This is a genomic window from Halarcobacter ebronensis, assembly GCF_013201825.1.
GTDB classification, from domain to species: domain Bacteria; phylum Campylobacterota; class Campylobacteria; order Campylobacterales; family Arcobacteraceae; genus Halarcobacter; species Halarcobacter ebronensis.
The window spans coordinates 828,347-848,125 of the sequence record NZ_CP053836.1; the positions used below are offsets into that span (position 1 = coordinate 828,347).

Below are 19,779 nucleotides of genomic sequence, written 5' to 3' on the forward strand. Positions count from 1 at the left end.
TTTGAAGAGTTTTATAAAGAGTATATTTTTAATAGTACCAATTCTATTTTTTTCAGCTTGTGCTTCAAAAAAGCCAATTTTAAATGAACCAATAACAAAAGAGAAGTTTGAAAAGTTAAAGGTTGATAAACTACTTAATCCAAAAGATGACCTCTCTTTAATCTTAACTTTTTCTGGTGGTGGGACTAGGGCGGCATCTCTTTCATATGGAGTATTAAAAGAGCTTAAAAACTTAAATCTATTAGATGAAGTTGATGTTATCTCTTCAGTTTCAGGTGGAAGTTTTACTTCTGCTTATTATGGACTTTATGGGGATGAAATATTTGAAGATTTTGAAGATAAATTTTTAAAAAAACCAATACAAACTACACTAATAGATACTTTTTTAAACCCTTTTAACTGGTTTTATCTCTCTTTTTCTGGAAGAAGTGATTATGTTGCTGATTATTATGAAGAGGAGATATTTGGTAAGAAAACCTTTAAAGACTTAAGAAAAGATTCACCAAAAATCATAATAAATGCAACTGATATCTCAACAGGAAATCCCTTTGCTTTTAGCCCAGAAAATTTCAGAAGAATCTGTTCTGATTGGGAAGTCTATCCAATTGGAAGGGCAGTAACTGCATCTTCAGCTATACCCATACTTTTTTCTCCTATTACTCTTAAAAACTATAAAGGGTGTAGTGATTTTAAAGTTGAAGATAAAAAAGATATTGAACTCTCATATAATGATGAACAGAGTTTAGGAATTAGAAAATATTATGATAAAGAGAATTATGAGTATCTACATTTAGTTGATGGAGGTATTGCTGATAATTTGGGAATCAGATCTCTTTTATACATAGTAACAGAACATGATAATAATTTTCTAAAAGTCTTAGAAGAGTTTGGAATTCCAAATAGTAAAAGAGTTGCCTTAATAGTTGTAAATGCAGCAGATACTTTAAATCCAAAAATAGCAAAAGAGGAGTTACCTCCTGATATCTCTACAACTATGGGTGCAGTAAGTACCATACAATTAACAAGATACAACAGTGATACCCTTGATTTGATGAAGTACAATTTTAATATCTGGAAAAAGCAAGTTGATAAGGTAAGATGCAAAGATAAAGAGGATTGTAATAGTATTGAGTTTTATCTAATTGAGCTAAACTTTAAACAGTTACCAAAAAAAGAGGCTAAAAAATTTTTATTAACCCAAACCTCTTTGGAGTTGTCTCCTAAAAGAGTTGATGAGATTATTCTTGCTGGACAAAAGCTTTTAAAAGAGTCTAAAGAGTTTCAAAAACTTTTAAAAGATTTGGGAAGATAGACTATTTTTTTAAATAGGTAAAAGCCAAAAGTGCAAAAATAGTAATAAGTATAAAAATATTAGAGAATAAAAGTATTGCAAAAAATAGCAAGGTAAGAAAAATTGCACCATATTTTAAAATGCCTCTATCAAATAAAACAATAGCTGTAATAAGTCCAATAATAGCGTTTGCTATAAAAAAACCATCTGCAAATGCAACAAGATTATCAAGGGTTAAATAGTCAATATATACTAAAAATAGTGTAATTATATATATAATAGATAAGATATTTAAAGCTCCAATTGGTACACCATTTTTTGAGACTTTTGAAGATATTTTTGTAAGTTGTAAAGAGGTTATAAGTCTAGATACTCCTCCAACAAATAGAATCAAAGTTCCAATACATAAGATATTTGAGATTGTTGATAAGATAATATTTGAATATTTGCCAAATATTGGTTCAATTAAAAAGAGAAGTTTAAACTCTTCATCTTTTGGGAACTCTCCAAAACATATTGCAAGGGTCATTAAAATATAAACAAGAGATACTACAATAGCTGAAAAAACAACAGCTTTTGTCAAGGTAATACTATTTTCTACTTCATTTGAGTAGTTTCCAATAACTTCCCATCCTACAATTGCCCAAAAAACTAAAATAAAAGAGTAACCAAACTCTTCAAAACTTATATTATGAATATTTAATGAAAAGTGATCTGTTGTAAAAAGAATATTTATACTTGAAAAAAGAAAAATAATTGTTATTGCAGAGGTTACAATAAGCATTAATTTCCCTAAAAAACTTATTCTAATAAGAAGCAAAAAATAGGTTATTACATATACAAAAAAGGCTAAAACTTCTAAAGAAGTATTAGGAAAATACTCTTGAATAAACTTTGCAGCAATTAATAAAACAGCAACTGGACCAAAAAAAACTGCGCAAATAAGATAAAACGAGGTTAAAAGTTGATACTTTTTACCTAAAGCTGCTTTTGTAGCCAAACTAACTCCCCCATCACCTGGATACAAAGTTGCAAGTTTACCAAATACAAGAGCAAAAATAAATCCAAGAAGAAGGATAATTGCCCAAATTATAAGGGAGTAGTTTCCAATCATATTATAAAGCATTGGAGGAAGGAGTATAACTCCAGAACCTAAAATTGGTCCAATAATTAAACCAGATAGAGTTAATGCATTTAGTTTTTTATGCTGTTTGCTCACTAGATATTTTCTTCTTTCTAAAAATTTTTATATTATTTAAAATTGTGATGGCAATTATAGTTAATAGTGTCCCAAGAATAATTGAAAAATCTATTTTTTCTTTTAAAAAAATTGCACTTAAGACAATCGCGGCAAAGGGAACAAAAAAGATAAAAGAGCTAACCTCTCTTGCTCCAAGTTTTTCAATACCCAAAAAGTATACTGTATTTGCAAAAGTTGAGGCAAATATTGTCAAAAAGAAGATATTTAGCCAAAAAATATAATCAAAATGTTCATAAGGTAGTTTTGTTATGTCAATAAAAAAGAGTATATTGATAATAGAAGTTGAAACATATAAGTAAAAAGTAAAAACTACAGGTGAAATCTTTGTTGACTTTGAACTAAGTATTGTTACAACTGGCCAAAGAATTGAAGCTAAAATAAAATATAGATTATGAATTGTAAATATTTTTTCAATATCAAAAGACCAAACATGTAACATTGTCATAACTCCAATTGCTCCTATAAAAAGGGCAAAAGCATCTTTTCTTACAATTTTTTTTGTTCCCAAAAGTGCCAAAATTAAAAAAGTATTTATTGGAATAAGTGTAGTTACAAAAGCTCCACCCAAACTTGCTGTTCCATATTTTGTTCCTAAGAAAAAATATTTCATATACAAAATAAAAGCAATTGAGGTAATAATAACAAGAGCCAAACTTTTAAGATCTATTTTAAAAGATTTGTTTAAAATTATAATTATAGGAATCATAGTAAGAGCAGTTATAAAAAATCTTAAAAACATAGTTTCAAATTCATTTATGTATGCACTTAAAACTTTTACATTTACCCATGACCCACCCCAAGCTAGCATAGATAAGAAAAGTAAGATATAGAAAATATTTTTGTTTTTTTCAGTCATAATAACTCTTTTTTTGCTGGGAGTTTAACAAAAAAAGAGTTATTTGTATAGTACAAAATTGCTATTGAATTTTTCTATAAATCTAATTTAATAGATTCTTTAATTCTATTATATTCTTCTAAATCTCTATCGTAATAATATTGATTTGGTGCAATATAATTAATTGAATATAGTTTTTCATCATAAATAAAATAAGTTGCGTTTCTTTTAATTATATTATTATATTGATCATTAAATTGATAGATAATTTTAACACCATCTTTAGTGTCTATTTTCTCAGGGCTATTGTTTAAAATTTTAAATGAATTCATTTCATTTGCAACCTTTAAATCTTCTATTATCAGTTGAGCTAACTCATGATTTAAAATATCTTTTGGTATTTTTACTTTACTGAATTTTAAGGCATCATCAAGTGAATTACTTCTAATATCAATATCTTGTAATGCCGTTCCATCTTTTGTAAGAATATATAGTTCACTAGTATCAATTTTAAGTGCATGCCATTTTTCGTCTTTTAGATCAAGTGTAAGTTTTTGAGTATTCAGTTTTTGAATTCCTGTTACATTTTGCCAACTAGCACATCCTGAGAAGATTACTGTTGATATGAGAGTTAAAAATAGACTTTTTTTAATATTTTTCATTATTTTCCTTTTGTGTTACATTGATTTATATAGTAGGCAATATAATTTTTATCTTTAGCTTCTTCATTTAAAGATAGATATTTTTTAAATGCCTCTTTAGCTTCATCTTTTTTATCATTTTGATAATATAAATATCCTAATCCCTTATAGATTTTATAATTTGAACTATTTTTCTCCAAAGCAAGGTTATAGTTTTTTAGAGCCTCTTCAAAACTATTTTTGTCTTTTTTTAGTCTTATTAGTTCAGCTTGCAGATAATTTACATCTCCTAAATTATTACCATACTCTTTTTCTAAAGTTTTAATAGAGTATTCTGCTGATTTATATCTTCTAAGATTTAAATCAGTTTCAATATTTTCCATTAATATTGATTTTACATAGCTTAGATACTCTTTTTTATTAGTTTCACCTTTTATTCCTTTATATGAGGACTCAATTATAGACGTAGAACTTTTTATTCTATCAACAACTTTTGGGTGAGTACTAAAAAAGTAAGCCTCTTTTTTGTCATTTAACTCTATATCTTTTAGCATAATATTAAATAGTTTAGATGCATCAAGTGGATCATACCCTGCTTTTACTATCTGTTCATAACCAAGTCTATCTGCTTCATTTTCACTCTCTATCGAATATCCTGATATAGATGAATTTAAAAGTAAAAGGGAGGTTAGTCCTCCATCAAAAGGCATTGTAAAAATTGAAAATACTTGTGCTACTGCAGCACTGCTTTTAAGATTCTCTTTTTTCTTTAAGCTGTGTTTGTAAATAATATGGGTCATTTCATGTCCAAGTAACAGAGCAAGTTGAGCTTCATTTTCAAGTTTTGCTAAAATCCCAGAGTGAATATAGATATTTCCATTTGGTAGAGCAAAAGCATTTAATGTAGGGCTTTTTATTACTTTTACATTAAAGTTTATTTCAGATTTTTCATAAAATTTATCATCTTTAAGCAGTTTTTTCAAAACTAAATTAGGATATTCATTATACTCTTTACTGTGCATAGTATTTTCATTTTTATCTATTGTTTTAGAGAGTTCATTTGATGCCTTAAGTAAATTTTTTTCATTTGAATCAAATAGATTGCTTTTTTGATACATATTTACATTTTCATATGAGCCACATCCTGAATACAGTAATATTAATATTACTAGAAAAATTGAATTAGATTTTACTTTGTAATCCATTAAATAGAACCTTTACAACTTCATCAGTACCTTTTTCTTCTCTTAAATCAACTGCTCCTTTTGAAATATAGTAGTTATACCACATCAATTTCCCTGTTTTTGCGTCAACCATAGCTACAGATGAGAATGTGATACCACCAATATCTCCTACACCTACGCCAAATAGTAGTGCACCTATTATAGCTTTTGTAACTTCAGCAGCTTTTTTGCCACTTGTTTGGACTCTATCTTCTGCATTAAGAAAAAGATAAATATCTCCAGTTTCAGAAATATTAGATAAAACATCTCCTATTGTATAGTCAAAATTTTCTATTTTTTCATCGAATTTCGCTACTGAAATTTTTAATGCATGTTGGTGAATGCTTGGAGATATTCTAAATAATAGATTATTACTATTTGTTATTAGTTCTTTTTCAAACTCTGGTAGAGTAGAATAATTTATAACTTCATATTTCAATTGTTGTTCTTTTGGAAGATTATTTATTATACTTTTCTGCATATTTTCCATTGCAAGTTTTGACCAATCACTAATTTCTTCTTCAACTCCACCTGTACTTATTTCATACATTTTTACAGAAGGTGGAACAATAACTATTCTTTTTTTTGTTTGATATTCTTGTTTAAAGTTTGGAATGGAAGCTGTGTAATCAATGCTACAACCTGTGATAAATAATGCCATAAATGAAAAAAGAATAGGAACTAATATCTTTTTCATAATTCTCCTTGATAATTAAATTTAATTATTATATATGATATATGTTTTATGATTATTAAAAAAATTATTAAATTTCTATATATCTATTTATAAATTATAAAATTATCTTTATTTTTTAATTCACTTGGAACATAACCATATATTCTTTTAAAATTTTTTATAAAGTGTGATTGGTCACTAAATCCAACTGTTGAAGCAACTTGATTTAGCTGTTCCCCTTTTACAATAAGTTCCCTTGCTTTTTGAACCCTTTGGGAAAGTATAAATTGGTGGGGAGTTATTCCAATACTATTTTTAAACACTCTTAAAAAGTGGTATTTACTAAGATTTGAATTAAGTGCCAAGTCATCTAAAGAGATATTTGTATCTAAACAATCTTTCATAAACTCTACACTATCTTTAATGATTTTTTTATCATCAAATAATGGGGAATATTTTTTTGTAGAATCTGTATAGTTTTTTATTAGATATGAAACAGCAATAATTAAATTTGATTCTATTTCTAACTTATCTTCATTTGAATAGGCACTAATAAAAAACTTCAATAAAAGGTTATAAAGATTTATATCTTCAAGTATATGTTTAGTAAAACAAGGTAATGCTTTTTCAAAATATATTTGCTCATAAATTTCACTAATTAGTTCAAGGGGTGGATAAAAATTGGTATATTTCCAAGAGTTTGAATCTCCACAATGAATTTCACCAGGGTTTAAAACTCTAGTTGAATTTTTATATAAAAGTGTAGCTCTATTTTGATTTATTGATTTAAACATTCCATCATGGGTTATACCTATTATATAAGTATCATGGAAATGTTTTACAAAATTGTCATTTGAATTTTTTATATTTTCAAAAAAAACTTCATTAAGTGTTTCTAGTTTCATTTATCTATTATATCCAAACATAGGAAATAAAAATAGAATAAAATTGCTATTAAAAAACTTTTTCTAGTGTTTCTTGAATTTTTTTAGGGGCTGAAAAATGGTCAATTTTTGTTACAAAATCACCCTTCTTATCAAAAATATAGATAAACGAAGTATGTGAAACAGAGTAGTTCATAGCAGAACCTTCTAACTCAACTTTTTTATAAAAAGTTCCATATCTTTTTGTAATATCATCAATATTCTCTTTTGTTGAGGTTGCTCCAATAAAATTTGGATGAAAGTATTTTGCATATTCCTCTAAATTTTCAAGGGAATCTCTATTTGGATCAACACTTATAAATAAGCCTCTAAAATCTGCAATCTCTTTTTTGTCAAAACTTTTTAGAGCAAAGGCAAGTGAACTAAGAGAAGTTGGGCAAACATCAGGACAAGAGGTATATCCAAAATAGATAGCCAAAACTTTACCTTTGAAATCATCTTTTGAAATTTTGCCATTTATTGTATCAAGGGTAAAATCATACTTTTTATGCTCTTTATATTTATCCACATAAGGAGAGATTATTACTATTAGTAAAGCAGCAACCAAAAAGCTAAGAGTAAGTTTTAAAAAAGTTTTCATCATTTATCCGTTTTAAATTGAAACCTTGCTCCAAGTGTTTCTAAACCTTTTTCTACTCTTATTTCAGCATTCCATTGCATATTTCCCATTGGACAAGTTGGAAGTGTTCCTTTAGCTTCATAAAGGTTGTTTCCTAAGTTTTTAATTGGAAGGTCAAACTCTCCCATAAACATATTTGTTGCATAGATATTAAGAGTTAAATCTTTTAAATCCTTTTTATTACTTTTTATTGTAAAAGTAAGCTCTTTCATTAAAGGAATCTCTTTTGGAGTAACTTCTAATTCAAAGCTTGTTCCATCTTGAATTGTAATAAGGCAAGAGGTTTTATGTAAATCACAATTTGTATCTTGATTTACAAAACTTGCTTCTGGTTTAAAAGATTGATAAAGTGAGTTAAAATCAATTGAAAAATAGCCAATTATAAGAAAAAGAACAATACCTACTTGAAGTATTGCACTTTTTATAATACTCTTCTTTTTATCCATTAGTTGTGGTTCATCATTTTGTGATTTTGATGATTCATCCCATCCATTATAGTTCTAACAGGAACTGTAATCTCTTTAGTACTATTGTCTGAAAAAACAAGTTTAAGAGTTATTGTGTCATTAGTTTTAAGCGCTTTGTTAAGTTCAATTAGCATTATATGGTATCCCCCTGGATTTAGCGATACTTCTTTATTTGCTAAGATCTCAATTGATGGAACTTGATACATCTTCATAACTCCATTTTTCATCTCATGGGTATGTAGTTCTACTACTTTTGCAACATCACTTGAAGCTTTTACAAGTAAAATATTTTTTGATGAACTATTTCTAATTGTCATAAATGCGGCAGAATTTTGAACTGCTGGAGGTGTTGCTCTAACATAAGCATCTTCTATCTCTATTTGAGAAGCAAAACTAAAAGTGCTTGCTAGCAACATAGTTAAAAACAGTTTTTTCATCATTTTAATCCTTTTTGCGAATATTACTAAATTTATGTTAATTATTAATTAATTTTTTTACATTTAAAAGTAAAATTACACCAATAGTAGCCGCAATAAAAGAGGCTGCAAAAACTCCAAGTTTAACAGCTGCAATAATATTTTCATCGGCAAATGCTAAGTGGGTAATAAAAATTGACATGGTAAAACCAATTCCTGCAATAAAACCAACTGCTAATATCTCTGCCCAAGATATATCTTCAGGTTTTTTTATAAGTTTTAATTTATCTGCTAAATATGTAAGACCTAAAATACCAATAGGTTTTCCAATTACAAGACCTAAAACAACACCTAATACAATCATAAAGTGTTCATTTACACTTGAAAAATCTATTAACACCCCAGCATTTGAAAATGCAAATAGTGGCATAATAAAAAATGCTGACAATCCATGTAAATTGTGTTCTAATCTAACTAGTGGATTTTGAACCTTATCATAGTTGTAAGCGATATTTTCCAAAGAGTCTATTTGATGGTGATTAAGTATTAAAGTATTATCAATATGATTTTCAAAATCATCTAAATCTTTTCTTGATTCATCTAAAAACTTTTTCTCCTCAATTTTAGAGCCAATAGGTATTGCAAAGGCAAGTAATACTCCGGCAATTGTTGCATGAATTCCAATTGCGTGGATATATATCCAAAGAGCAACTCCCAATATCAAATAAGGAGTAATTTTTGTAACACCTTTAAAGTTTAATACCCAAATAATTGCATAAATAATAGCTGCATGTAAAAAGTATTGAGTGTGTATTTCATTTGTATATACTGTTGCCACAACAATAACTGCACCTAAATCATCAACAACTGCAAGAGCTACTAAGAAGAGCTTTAATGCAGGGTTTACTCTTGTTCCCATTAACATTAAAATACCAAGAGCAAAAGCAATATCTGTTGCCATAGGAATACCAAAACCATAAGGATTTTCACTATTAAACGCCACATAAATTAAAGCAGGTACAACCATTCCTCCTATTGCTGCAACAATAGGAAACGATGCCTTTGAAATTGATGAAAGTTCACCAATTAACATCTCTCTTTTTATCTCTAATCCAACCATTAGAAAAAATAGTGCCATTAAGGCATCATCTATCCAATATGTAAGAGTCATTGATATTTCATATTCGCCTAGTTTTATGCCAAGGGGAGTATGCCATAAATCATAATAGGCTTGACCTAATGAAGAGTTTGCAACAATTACTGCCGCAACTGTGGCAATAAAAAGTAGAATACCACTTAATGCCTCTTTATTTATAAACTTATCTAAAGTTATTAATTTTTGAATCATTGATTATTTCCCTATTTTTTTAGACACTCAGGACAGATGCCTTTTATTACAATGTTATCAATTTGATGACCTTCAATATTTACATTAACTTTTTCATGAATACACTCAATTTTTGAACAAATATTACAAATGAAGTGAGAGTGTTTGACTTTTGGTATCTCAAAATACCTTTTTTTGTCATTTGACTCAAAAGAGTGGATTATTTTCTCCTCTTCAAATTTTGTAATATTTCTATAAAATGTTGCTTTATCCATATGAAGATTATCTTTAATATCTTCATAACACAATGGTCTGCTAGACTCAATAAAAGTCTCTAAAATAGCCTTTCTAGCAGTTGTTAATTTGATTGTTTTTGATATATTTTCTAAGTTCATAAATTATTATATCCGTATAATTTTAAAGTTAGATTTTATTTGAAATTTATAGTAATGCAATTCAGTTGCATCAAAGTTTTTATTTATTAGAATTCGAAAAATGCAACTTCATTGCAAAAAGGATATTGATATGAAATTAATTTTAACACTACTAGTTATATTCTCAACATTTGCTTTTGCAAATGAAGTAACTGTTTCAATTCTTCCTCAAAAATATTTTGTAGAGAAGATTGCAAAAGATAAAATGAAAGTAAATGTAATGGTTCAACCAGGTTCTTCTCCTGCAACTTATGAACCAAAAACTTCTCAAATGAAGAATTTGTCTAAATCTTTGGCATACTTTTCGATTGGAGTGCCATTTGAAAAAGCTTGGCTTGACAGATTTGAAAATGCAAATAAAACAATGCTAATGGTTGATACTTCAAAAGGAATTGAAAAACTTGCTATGGCAGCACATCATCATGAAGATGAGCATGAACATGAACACGAACACGAAAAAGAGCATCATGAAAAGGATGAGCCTAATCATGATGAGCATGAACATTCAGGGCTTGATCCACACGTATGGTTAGATCCAATTTTGGTAAAAACACAAGCACAAAATATATATGAAACATTAGTAAAAATTGATGCAAAAAATAGTGATTTTTATAAAAAAAATCTAGATAGTTTTCTACTTGAATTAGATAATTTAAATGAAAAAATTGCATCAATCTTAAAAGATTATGATGACAAAGCTTTTATGGTATTTCACCCATCGTGGGGATATTTTTCAAAAAGATATCATTTGGAACAAATTTCAATTGAGATTCAAGGAAAAGAGCCAAAACCTGCACAACTTATTGAGTTAGTTGAAGAGGCACAAAAACATAATATAAAAATTGTTTTTGTTGCACCACAGTTTTCACAAAAAGGTGCAAAAACTATATCTAAGAGTATAAATGGTAATGTTGCAGTAATTGATCCTTTATCAGAAAAATGGGATGAAAATTTAATAAAGGTAGCAAACGAGATTGCAAAATCGTATAAATAGATATATATTACTACTACTTCTTTTTTCGCACACTCTTTTTGGGTGTGCACTTTGTACTTTGTATTCTCCTGAGACAAGAGTTTCAATAAAGATTGATTCCTCAGATACTAAAATTAAAAGTGCAAAAATTCTTTGGGTATTAACCAAAGAGTTTACTGATCAGCTAAATGAAGTTTATGACCAAAACCAAAGTGGATATTTGGATAAAGAGGAGTTGGTTCCAGTTCAAGATGCTCTTTTAAAATATATAGAACCCAAAAATTTTTTAACCCATATCTCTTATGATAAAGTTATAGATAAAGAGAACTCTAAACCAATTGTTGTTAGCTCATATAAATCATATATAAAAAATGGACTTTTACACTTTGAGTATGTTCTTGAATTAAATTATGATGTTATAAAAGATAATATTTTATATATAAATATTAATGATGATGAAAATTACTTTATTCTTTTATTAGTAGAAAATATGATAAATTTTGAAGCCCCTTATAGTGTTGAAAAGGAGGTAAACAAACAAAGTGTTGCTTTTTATATAGATTCGAATCCTACAAAAGAGGTATCACAAAATACTCAAGTAGAAAAAAAAGATGAGATTAAAAAAGAGCAAACACCTACACTTTTAGCTAAATATACAAAAAATATAAAAGAGTATCTAGTGAAAATTGAAAAGGGCGATAATATAGCTCTGTTTTTTCTTTTGCTTATCTCTTTTTTATATGGAATAATTCATGCTTTGGGTCCAGGACATGGAAAATCTTTGGCATTTTCATATTTTGTATCAAACAAAAGTTCATATACAAAGGCCTTTTTTATCTCACAAGCAAGTGCTTTTGTGCATATAATTGGCGCTCTTATTTTAGTATTAGTCTCTGTATTTCTATTGGAATCAATATTAAATAATTTTGTAAAAGATTCAGTTGAAATTTTAACAAAACTTTCATCTATACTAATTATGATATTAGCAATCTATATTTTATATAATAAATTAAATAATAAAACCTGTTCATGTGCTAGTTGTTCATCAATAAGACCAACTTGGAGTGCAGTTGCCCCAAATAGAAGTACAAAACTAAAACCAAATTTTATGAAAAAAGATTTGTATTTTGTTTTAACAGCAGGATTGATACCTTGCCCTGGAACAGTTATACTCTTTATCTATGCTTTTGTTCTAAAAACCTATTTTGCAGTACTTTTAGCGTCAATTTTTATTAGTCTTGGAATGGGGATTGTAATTTTTGGTTCATCTTTTTTAGGACTAAGTCTACAAAAAATCTCTTCAAAATCACACGCTTTAACAAACTTTTTGCAGATAGCTTCTCCTGTAATTATGTTTGTTTTAGGGATTTTACTTTTTCTAAATGCTTCTTTAGTGTAAGGGGAAAGCTTAAAAGCTCTCCCACTCATCATCATCTTTATTATTAGCTGTAATTGTTCTATTTTTTTCTTCAACTTTAGGTTTTTCAACTTTTTTTGTTAAAGGTTTAGTTTCAGATTTAGTTGTGACTTTTGTCAAAGTTTCAGTTCTAGAACTATTTTTTTTGGTAATTTTTGATGCAGATAATGAGTCTTTACCTATGAATTCTTTTTCATCAGCCTCTTTTACAATTGTGTTTGCAATCTCTTGGGTTTGATCTGCTATATCTTTTGTTTCATTTGCAACAGCAGCATTTTGTTGAGTTTGTCTATCTAAAAGATTTATTGCATCATTAATTTGAACAATACCTGTTTGTTGCTCTTTACTTGCAACTTCAACATCACTAATTAATTCTAAAGTTTTGTTAATATTATTATTTAATCCTTCGTAGCCTTTAATCATTATGTCAGCGATATTTTTACCATCATTAGCTTTAACTGTAGCATTTTCAACTAAATCCTTAATCTCTTTTGCTGCTTCAGCAGATCTACTTGCAAGATTTCTAACCTCTTGTGCAACAACTGCAAAACCTTTTCCTGCTTCACCAGCAGTTGCAGCTTCAACAGCAGCATTAAGTGAAAGAATATTTGTTTGAAATGCAATTTGATCAATTACACTAATCGCATCATTAATAGCTGTAACTTGTTCATTTATACTATCCATTGCAGAAGTAGTTTGATTGGCAAGTTTCTCTCCCTCATTTGATGAGGCTTTTAACTCATTAGCAGTTTGTGCCATTTTTACTACATTTTCTGTATTGTGAGAGATATTTGAGGTAATCTCTTCAAGTGCTGCTGCTGTTTCCTCTAAAGAGGCTGCTGCTTCATTTGATGATTGGCTTAATTTATCCACATTTCTTAATAAAGTAAAAGAGCTTTCTTGAAGAGTCAATCCTATTGATTTATTATCAACAAGCATTTTATTGATGATCTCAGCTAAAGTATTTAAACCCTCTGCTGTGTCACCTTTTGCATCTTTTATTCTAAATGTAAAGTTTAGTTTTTGGAACTCTTTTAGAGATTTTTTCATCTCATTTAAATCATCAGCAACGCTTTTTGAAATAGTAATCAACATGTCATTGAATATTGTTTTAAGCTCCTCAAGTGATTCATTTTTCGTTGATTTATTGATTTTCTCTTTAATATTTCCATCTTTAACTAAAGCAACAACTCTTTTTACATCTTCAATTAGAGCAATATCTTGTTCTATAAGAAGTTTAGTATTTTTGATATTATCATTTACTACAGTTGCTATTTTTGCTATCTCATCTTTTGAACTATCATCCAGTAAATCAACATTTGAATTCTCTTTATTTAAATATGCAAAAAAACCAAGAATTCCATCTCTGAATTTTGTAAGAGAGTTATTAATACTTTTACTAAGCATAATTGTAAGTAATATGCCAATTACTATTACTAAAACTGCAATTACAACAAAAGTTGTTAAAGAGTCAGTTATTAGTGAACTTGTATGATTTTTATTAGATTCAACAATATGATATGTTTCTTGACTAAAAAAATCAATCAAGTCTCTCATTATTTCATAATCTTTTACATAAGTATTAAAATAATATGCCCTTGCAGTATCTATCTCTCCTTTATCAATCAGTTCCAAAATCTTTTGTGTATGTTGTGCAACTAGAGAATACGCGGTGTCAAACTCTGCAAATTTTTCTTTATGTTCTGGCATATCCTTTTGAACAAAACCTTTAAATTTATAAAATCTCTGTTTGACTTGGTCTAGATTATCTTTTACTCCTTTATCAATTAGCTTCTTGATTTTTTCCATATTTGAGATATTAAAAATCTGTGCGATTGCTACATTTGATTGATAAGAGTCTCTATCAGCCTCTAATAAAACAGTGATACCTGCAAAATCTTTTTCTGTTAATTTAGAAAAGTTTGCCTCTACTTTTGTAATGTTATACGAAATATAAATATTTGATAATATTGATATCCCAATTAGTATCAAAAAAGAGATTACTATTTTTTGTTTAATTCCCATGTTTCACCTCAAAAAGTTAGTATACTATCCATTCTAAGGCTTATTGTCTTAAAACAATTTTAAGTTAAACTTATAATTATTTTGTATATTTTATAAGGTATAATTATTTTTTTAAAAGTTAAAAATGATTTTGAAATCAATATTTGTGAGACGATTATATTAGTTATTTTTATAAAATAATTACTTTTTTTATGCAAAAAAAATGTAAAAAAAATTTGTGAATTTTGTAAAAATATAATATTTATACTATTTTTGAGTAAAAGAGCTTAAAAGCTCTCCCACTCATCATCATCTTTTGTATTTGAAGTTATGGTCTTAGAAGCTTGGTTTTTTTGATTTTGTACTTTTGGTTTCTCATCTTTTGGTTTGACTTGAGTTTTTACCTCTTTTGTTGTTTGACTATTTTTAGAAGAATTAGAGTGTGTTTTTGTATTTGAATTTTCAGTTACTTTATCTTTTCCAATAAACTCTTTCTCATCAGCCTCTTTTACAATCTCATTTGCAATCTCTTGGGTTTGATTTGCTATATCTTTTGTTTCATTTGCAACAGCAGCATTTTGTTGAGTTTGTCTATCCAAAAGATTTATTGCATCATTAATTTGAACAATACCTGTTTGTTGCTCTTTACTTGCAACTTCAACATCACTAATTAACTCTAAAGTTCTAGTAATATTTTCATTTAGCCCAACATAACCTTTAATCATTGTATCAGCGATATTTTTACCATCATTAGCTTTTATTGTAGCATTTTCAACTAAATCTTTAATCTCTTTTGCTGCTTCAGCACTTCTTGAAGCAAGATTTCTAACCTCTTGTGCAACAACAGCAAAACCTTTTCCAGCTTCACCAGCAGTTGCAGCTTCAACAGCAGCATTAAGTGAAAGAATATTTGTTTGGAAAGCTATTTGATCAATTACACTAATTGCATCATTAATAGCTGTAACTTGTTCATTTATACTATCCATTGCAGAAGTAGTTTGATTTGCAAGTTTTTCACCCTCTGAAGATGAGCGTCTAAGCTCATTAGCATTTTGTGCCATTTTTACTACATTTTCTGTATTATGAGAGATATTTGAGGTAATCTCTTCAAGTGCTGCTGCTGTCTGTTCTAAAGAGGCTGCTGCTTCATTTGATGATTGGCTAAGTTTATCTACATTTTTTAAAAGTGTATAAGCACTATTTTGTAATGTTATACCATTTGATTTATTATCAACAAGCATTTCATTGATAATATCTGCTAAAGTGTTAAGTCCTTCTACTGTGTCACCTTTTGCATCTTTTATTCTAAATGTAAAGTTCAGTTTTTGATACTCTTTTAGAGATTTTTTTATCTCATTTAAATTATCAGCGACTGTTTTAGAGATGGTCTCTAACATATCATTAAAAATTGTTTTTAACTCTTCTAAAGATTGATTGTGTGTTTGTCTTTCAATTCTTTTTTTGATATCACCATCTTTAACTAAAGCAACAACTCTTTTTACATCATCGATTAATGAAATATCTTCTTCTAACAATATTTTCGTCTTATTTATATTTTCATTTACAACAGTTGCAATTTCGGCAATTTCATCATTGGAACTATTATCAAGTAAATTAACCGTTGTACTATCTTTGTTTAAATATGCAAAAAATCCCAAAAGACCATCTTTGAATTTTGTAATTGACTTGTTAATTGTTTTGCTTAAATAAATTGAGAAAAATATTGTAAGTGCAATACTAATCAAAGTCATAATTATAAAAGTTGTAAAAGAGCTACTTATAGCGGCATCTGTATCTTTTTGATTATTTTCAATTACTTTATAAGATGCTTCTGTAAAAAAGTCCATTGCTCCTCTCATCTTTTCATAATCTGATAAATATTGGTCAAAATAGAATCTATTTGCATCATTAAACTTTTCCGCATTTATCATCTCAATTAGTTTGTTTGTATTTTCTGTTGTTTTTTGATAGTAGGTGTCAAATTCATCAAATTTTGCCTTGTGCTCAGGCATTTCATGGGCCAAAAGAGCAGAAAACTTATCAAATCTTTGTCTTACCTGATTTAGATTATTTAACACTTCATCTTTTATTATTTTGTTTGCTTTCTCTTTATCATGACTTGCCAATGATTTAGAAATAGCTGCATTTGATTGATAAGAGTCCCTATCTGCTTCCAAAAGAAAAGTCATTCCAAAATTGATTATTTGAGATATTGCAACATTTGATTGATAAGAATCTCTATCTGATTCTAAAAGATAATCAACACCTGCATAATCTTTTGTTACAAGATTTTTAACATTTGTTTTAATATCACGGATATTATTTGCAACATAAAGGCTGGCCAAAATTGTAGTAATAATAAGTACCATAAAAGCACCTATGATTTTTTTCTTAATAGACATGTTAACTCCTAGTTCATTTCTTGAAATGATATTATCAAAGCTGATTTAGTAATAAATTAATTTTCGTTTCTATTTAGATAATATATACAAAAATTAATTATTTATAGATATTTATAACATATGTTTGATTTAAAAATTATTATAAGGTTTAGTATTATATTTTTTTAAATTCTTTTATAATCTCTTCTATTGGTTCAATTCCAACAGAGATTCTTAAAATATCGATTGGAAGTTCAATCTTTTGTAAAAACTTTTTTCCTTCTTCTGTTTTGATTAAATCATAGTGAGCCAAATAGGTGTAAGGCATAAGAAGAGTAAACTCTGTACCCAAACTTGGACCCTTTGCAAAGTTTAGTCTGTCATAAACTTCCCTAAAAGGTTTTGTAAAAGTTACTGAGATAATGCCAGTGTAGCAGTTGTCATCTATCATAGCTTGAGAGTAGTTCTCTTTGTTTGTTTCATCAAGGCAATAATAGAGTTTGTCTATTAGAGGTGAAGTTTTAAAATACTCAACTAATGCTTTGGTATTTGAAGAGATTTTTTTAACTCTTTTTTCATAATCTTTTATTTCATATGCTAATCTTTGGATATCTTTTATATATACTTTTTCACAGTGTTTAAAAAACTCACCACTCATATGAGATAGTCTATTTTTTTTATTTAAAATCAAAGCTCCCATTAAAACATCTGCATTTCCACAAGCAAATTTAGTTAAAGACTCCACAAAAATATCTGCATAATCTGTTAAATCAAGATTATAAGGAGTTGCAAAAGTTGTATCTATTACAAGGGGAATATTATACTTATCACAAAGCGCTCTTAATCTTTTTATATCAACACATTTTAGAAGTGGATTTGTTGGCATTTCAGTTATAATTGCAGTTACTTTAAACCCATCTTGTTTTAAAAAATCTTCTAGCAAATCAAGGTTGGCAATATCAGAAAATACCTTTTGTCTTTGGAAGTGATGGTTTACTATATTCATAGTATCTAAATATAGCCATCCAAATTGAACTAAAATATCTCTTCCATTGTGGGTTTGGATTGTATTAAGAGCTCTAACCACAGAATATATGGCATTCATTCCAGAGGGCGTTAGAGCTATATTTTCTAAGGGCTGTTTATACGCTTTTGCCAAAGTAGTTTTTACAATAGTTTGGGCATTTTTACTATCTTCTAACTTCTCTTTATGAAGTGAATCAATAAGCTTGTGTTTATAAAGATAATCTTCAGCTAATCTTGAAGAGAGGTTACATCCCACGTGTTGAATATAACTTAATACTTTTTGTAGTTGTGAAGTCCCATTTTGAACTAAAATTACACCAAAAGGTTCATTTATATCAATTTTATTGTAGATGTAGTATTTATCACTTACAAGTTCAACAGCTTTTTTTGAGCTTAGAATTACAACCTCATAATTATCACTTATTTGATACTTTTTCTTAATATATTTAGCTAGTAATTTTAGATATGGATGTAAAATAAATCTTGGATATCCACTTTTTATAACTTCTAAGGTCTTTTTATCTTGTTCTTCATATCCAATTACATCATCTAGCGTTGGCATAGATACGGAAACAGCATGGATATTTTTAATTGGCAGGGTTTCTCCTGCAACTATAGGCTTAAAAAAACTCTCATTCATCTATATTACAGCCTGTTTTATATCTTCTATTAGATCTTCAACATTCTCTAAACCAATAGAGAATCTAACTGTTCCCTCCGCTATTCCAATAGCTTCAAGCTCCTCTTTAGAAAAAGAGGCGTGGGAGATTTTTGCAGGGATTTCTACTCTTGAATCAGGGCTTCCAAAAGAGCACTTCTCCCCAAAGATTTTTGTATTTTCAATAAATTTTTCAGCTAAATCAAGAGATCTAAAATCTGCACAAAAAACACCTGGAATATATTTCATTTGTTTTTTTGCCAATTCATATTGGGGATGAGTTTTTAATCCTGGGTGAGTAACTTTTGTAATATAGCTTTGCTCTTCCAAAAATTTTGCAATTTCTAGGGAGCTATTTTGATGCTCTATCATTCGCACCTTTAAAGTAGGAACACCTAGGGAAATTAGATATACATCCATTGGATTTTGACTTCTTCCATGGGCATTTGCATAGTAGTGAATCTGTTCTGAAAGTTCTTGCGTTTTTGCAACTATTGCACCTGCAACAACTGCTCCATGTCCTGATACATATTTTGTAGTTGAAAATAGTGAGAAATCAGCTCCAAGATCTAAAGGCTTTTGAGAGATAAAAGTTGCAAGTGAGTTATCAACTGCAAATAGACTTTCATATTTGTGAACTATTTTTGCTACTTTTTCTAAGTCAATTATTTTAAGTCCAGGATTTGTTGGAGATTCACAAAGAACCAAATCTATTGGGTTGTTTTTTAAAATCTCTTCAAGCTTTTCAAAATCTAAAAAGTTTGCAAAATGTACTGTTATATTGTATTTCTCTTTAAATACTTTTAGAAGTCTAAAGGTTCCCCCATAACAATCAGCTTCTACAAGTATATGAGAGTTTGCTTTTAAAACTGTCTCAAAAAGTAAGGCAACTGAAGCAATACCTGTGTGTGTACACACGCAACCTTTTCCACCTTCAACATGGGCAAATAGGTTTTCTAAAACTTCCCTTGTTGGGTTATCACTTCTTGTATAGTCATATATTTTTTCACCTTTTTGTTTCTTTAAATCAAAGGTTCCTGTGTTATAAATTGGAAAGTGTGAAGCTCCTGCACTATCCTCAAAGGGTGCAAATTTAGTCATATGACTTAAAACTGTCTCAATATTTTTGTACATAATAATCCCTGCATATCTAATATATAATATTTTACAATAAGTTTAATTAGAC

Annotated in this window: 17 protein-coding genes and 2 pseudogenes; 3 read left to right on the forward strand and 16 right to left on the reverse strand. The window is 28.4% G+C overall.

Going from position 1 to position 19,779, the window contains the following annotated elements:
- Position 1: 1 nt before the first annotated feature.
- Complete coding sequence (locus AEBR_RS04085; RefSeq protein WP_164969499.1) at positions 2-1,312, forward strand: patatin-like phospholipase family protein; 1,311 nt, start codon at positions 2-4, stop codon at positions 1,310-1,312.
- A 1-nt stretch (position 1,313) separates the two neighbouring features.
- Here AEBR_RS04085 and AEBR_RS04090 read toward each other — a convergent pair whose 3' ends face one another.
- The 11 genes from AEBR_RS04090 to AEBR_RS04140 form a co-directional block, all read right to left on the reverse strand.
- On the reverse strand, positions 1,314-2,510 hold the full coding sequence (locus tag AEBR_RS04090; RefSeq protein ID WP_129087523.1) for an APC family permease: 1,197 nt from the start codon (positions 2,508-2,510) through the stop codon (positions 1,314-1,316).
- Positions 2,494-3,408, reverse strand: a complete 915-nt coding sequence (locus AEBR_RS04095) for a DMT family transporter (protein WP_129087524.1) — start codon at positions 3,406-3,408, stop codon at positions 2,494-2,496. The genes AEBR_RS04090 and AEBR_RS04095 overlap by 17 nt, the downstream gene beginning before the upstream one ends.
- A gap of 74 nt (positions 3,409-3,482) precedes the next feature.
- Entirely contained in the window at positions 3,483-4,049 is a 567-nt protein-coding gene (locus AEBR_RS04100) for a hypothetical protein (RefSeq protein WP_129087525.1), read from the reverse strand.
- Positions 4,049-5,233 carry a M48 family metalloprotease gene (locus AEBR_RS04105; protein ID WP_129087526.1) on the reverse strand — a complete coding sequence of 395 codons (1,185 nt, stop codon included), beginning with the start codon at positions 5,231-5,233 and terminating at the stop codon, positions 4,049-4,051. The genes AEBR_RS04100 and AEBR_RS04105 overlap by 1 nt, the downstream gene beginning before the upstream one ends.
- Entirely contained in the window at positions 5,211-5,948 is a 738-nt protein-coding gene (locus tag AEBR_RS04110) for a hypothetical protein (RefSeq protein WP_129087527.1), read from the reverse strand. The genes AEBR_RS04105 and AEBR_RS04110 overlap by 23 nt, the downstream gene beginning before the upstream one ends.
- Before the next feature lie 83 nt (positions 5,949-6,031).
- On the reverse strand, positions 6,032-6,832 hold the full coding sequence (locus tag AEBR_RS04115; protein WP_129087528.1) for an AraC family transcriptional regulator: 801 nt from the start codon (positions 6,830-6,832) through the stop codon (positions 6,032-6,034).
- A gap of 49 nt (positions 6,833-6,881) precedes the next feature.
- On the reverse strand, positions 6,882-7,451 hold the full coding sequence (locus AEBR_RS04120) for an SCO family protein (RefSeq protein ID WP_164969500.1): 570 nt from the start codon (positions 7,449-7,451) through the stop codon (positions 6,882-6,884).
- Positions 7,451-7,936, reverse strand: a complete 486-nt coding sequence (locus AEBR_RS04125) for a hypothetical protein (protein WP_129087530.1) — start codon at positions 7,934-7,936, stop codon at positions 7,451-7,453. Before AEBR_RS04125 ends, AEBR_RS04120 begins: the two co-directional genes overlap by 1 nt.
- Positions 7,936-8,397, reverse strand: coding sequence for a copper chaperone PCu(A)C (locus tag AEBR_RS04130; protein WP_228712183.1), 462 nt, complete (start codon positions 8,395-8,397; stop codon positions 7,936-7,938). Before AEBR_RS04130 ends, AEBR_RS04125 begins: the two co-directional genes overlap by 1 nt.
- 34 nt (positions 8,398-8,431) lie before the next feature.
- On the reverse strand, positions 8,432-9,721 hold the full coding sequence (gene nhaA / locus AEBR_RS04135; protein WP_128981675.1) for a Na+/H+ antiporter NhaA: 1,290 nt from the start codon (positions 9,719-9,721) through the stop codon (positions 8,432-8,434).
- A gap of 11 nt (positions 9,722-9,732) precedes the next feature.
- The gene (locus AEBR_RS04140; RefSeq protein WP_129087532.1) at positions 9,733-10,095 is read right to left on the reverse strand and encodes a Fur family transcriptional regulator; all 363 of its coding nucleotides are present in this window, start codon (positions 10,093-10,095) and stop codon (positions 9,733-9,735) included.
- A gap of 130 nt (positions 10,096-10,225) precedes the next feature.
- Here AEBR_RS04140 and AEBR_RS04145 point away from each other — a divergent pair, with 130 nt between their 5' ends.
- Together AEBR_RS04145 and AEBR_RS04150 are read left to right on the forward strand one after the other, a co-directional pair.
- The gene (locus tag AEBR_RS04145) at positions 10,226-11,128 is read left to right on the forward strand and encodes a metal ABC transporter solute-binding protein, Zn/Mn family (RefSeq protein WP_129087533.1); all 903 of its coding nucleotides are present in this window, start codon (positions 10,226-10,228) and stop codon (positions 11,126-11,128) included.
- On the forward strand, positions 11,109-12,506 hold the full coding sequence (locus tag AEBR_RS04150; protein WP_172658848.1) for a nickel/cobalt transporter: 1,398 nt from the start codon (positions 11,109-11,111) through the stop codon (positions 12,504-12,506). Before AEBR_RS04145 ends, AEBR_RS04150 begins: the two co-directional genes overlap by 20 nt.
- Before the next feature lie 9 nt (positions 12,507-12,515).
- Here the strand turns inward: AEBR_RS04150 and AEBR_RS15585 are convergent.
- The 5 genes and pseudogenes from AEBR_RS15585 to AEBR_RS04170 all read right to left on the reverse strand — a co-directional run.
- Positions 12,516-13,463: pseudogene (locus AEBR_RS15585) on the reverse strand (methyl-accepting chemotaxis protein); the annotation flags it as partial.
- Between the two features lie 612 nt (positions 13,464-14,075).
- Positions 14,076-14,549: pseudogene (locus AEBR_RS15590) on the reverse strand (MCP four helix bundle domain-containing protein); the annotation flags it as partial.
- Between the two features lie 266 nt (positions 14,550-14,815).
- On the reverse strand, positions 14,816-16,930 hold the full coding sequence (locus tag AEBR_RS04160; RefSeq protein ID WP_129087535.1) for a HAMP domain-containing methyl-accepting chemotaxis protein: 2,115 nt from the start codon (positions 16,928-16,930) through the stop codon (positions 14,816-14,818).
- Between the two features lie 154 nt (positions 16,931-17,084).
- Positions 17,085-18,575 (reverse strand): PLP-dependent transferase, encoded by a 1,491-nt coding sequence (locus AEBR_RS04165; RefSeq protein WP_129087536.1) that lies wholly within the window; start codon positions 18,573-18,575, stop codon positions 17,085-17,087.
- The gene (locus AEBR_RS04170) at positions 18,576-19,727 is read right to left on the reverse strand and encodes a trans-sulfuration enzyme family protein (RefSeq protein WP_129087537.1); all 1,152 of its coding nucleotides are present in this window, start codon (positions 19,725-19,727) and stop codon (positions 18,576-18,578) included.
- Positions 19,728-19,779: the final 52 nt, after the last annotated feature.

What these genes read in the sequence shown, in the direction of transcription:
- nhaA (WP_128981675.1), bottom strand. Translation starts at nt 9,721, where the DNA reads ATGATTCAAAAATTAATAACTTTAGATAAGTTTATAAATAAAGAGGCA.
- AEBR_RS04100 (WP_129087525.1), bottom strand. Translation starts at nt 4,049, where the DNA reads ATGAAAAATATTAAAAAAAGTCTATTTTTAACTCTCATATCAACAGTA.
- AEBR_RS04145 (WP_129087533.1), top strand. Translation starts at nt 10,226, where the DNA reads ATGAAATTAATTTTAACACTACTAGTTATATTCTCAACATTTGCTTTT.
- AEBR_RS04160 (WP_129087535.1), bottom strand. Translation starts at nt 16,930, where the DNA reads ATGTCTATTAAGAAAAAAATCATAGGTGCTTTTATGGTACTTATTATT.
- AEBR_RS04095 (WP_129087524.1), bottom strand. Translation starts at nt 3,408, where the DNA reads ATGACTGAAAAAAACAAAAATATTTTCTATATCTTACTTTTCTTATCT.
- AEBR_RS04165 (WP_129087536.1), bottom strand. Translation starts at nt 18,575, where the DNA reads ATGAATGAGAGTTTTTTTAAGCCTATAGTTGCAGGAGAAACCCTGCCA.
- AEBR_RS04105 (WP_129087526.1), bottom strand. Translation starts at nt 5,233, where the DNA reads ATGGATTACAAAGTAAAATCTAATTCAATTTTTCTAGTAATATTAATA.
- AEBR_RS04170 (WP_129087537.1), bottom strand. Translation starts at nt 19,727, where the DNA reads ATGTACAAAAATATTGAGACAGTTTTAAGTCATATGACTAAATTTGCA.
- AEBR_RS04120 (WP_164969500.1), bottom strand. Translation starts at nt 7,451, where the DNA reads ATGAAAACTTTTTTAAAACTTACTCTTAGCTTTTTGGTTGCTGCTTTA.
- AEBR_RS04130 (WP_228712183.1), bottom strand. Translation starts at nt 8,397, where the DNA reads ATGATGAAAAAACTGTTTTTAACTATGTTGCTAGCAAGCACTTTTAGT.
- AEBR_RS04110 (WP_129087527.1), bottom strand. Translation starts at nt 5,948, where the DNA reads ATGAAAAAGATATTAGTTCCTATTCTTTTTTCATTTATGGCATTATTT.
- AEBR_RS04140 (WP_129087532.1), bottom strand. Translation starts at nt 10,095, where the DNA reads ATGAACTTAGAAAATATATCAAAAACAATCAAATTAACAACTGCTAGA.
- AEBR_RS04125 (WP_129087530.1), bottom strand. Translation starts at nt 7,936, where the DNA reads ATGGATAAAAAGAAGAGTATTATAAAAAGTGCAATACTTCAAGTAGGT.
- AEBR_RS04115 (WP_129087528.1), bottom strand. Translation starts at nt 6,832, where the DNA reads ATGAAACTAGAAACACTTAATGAAGTTTTTTTTGAAAATATAAAAAAT.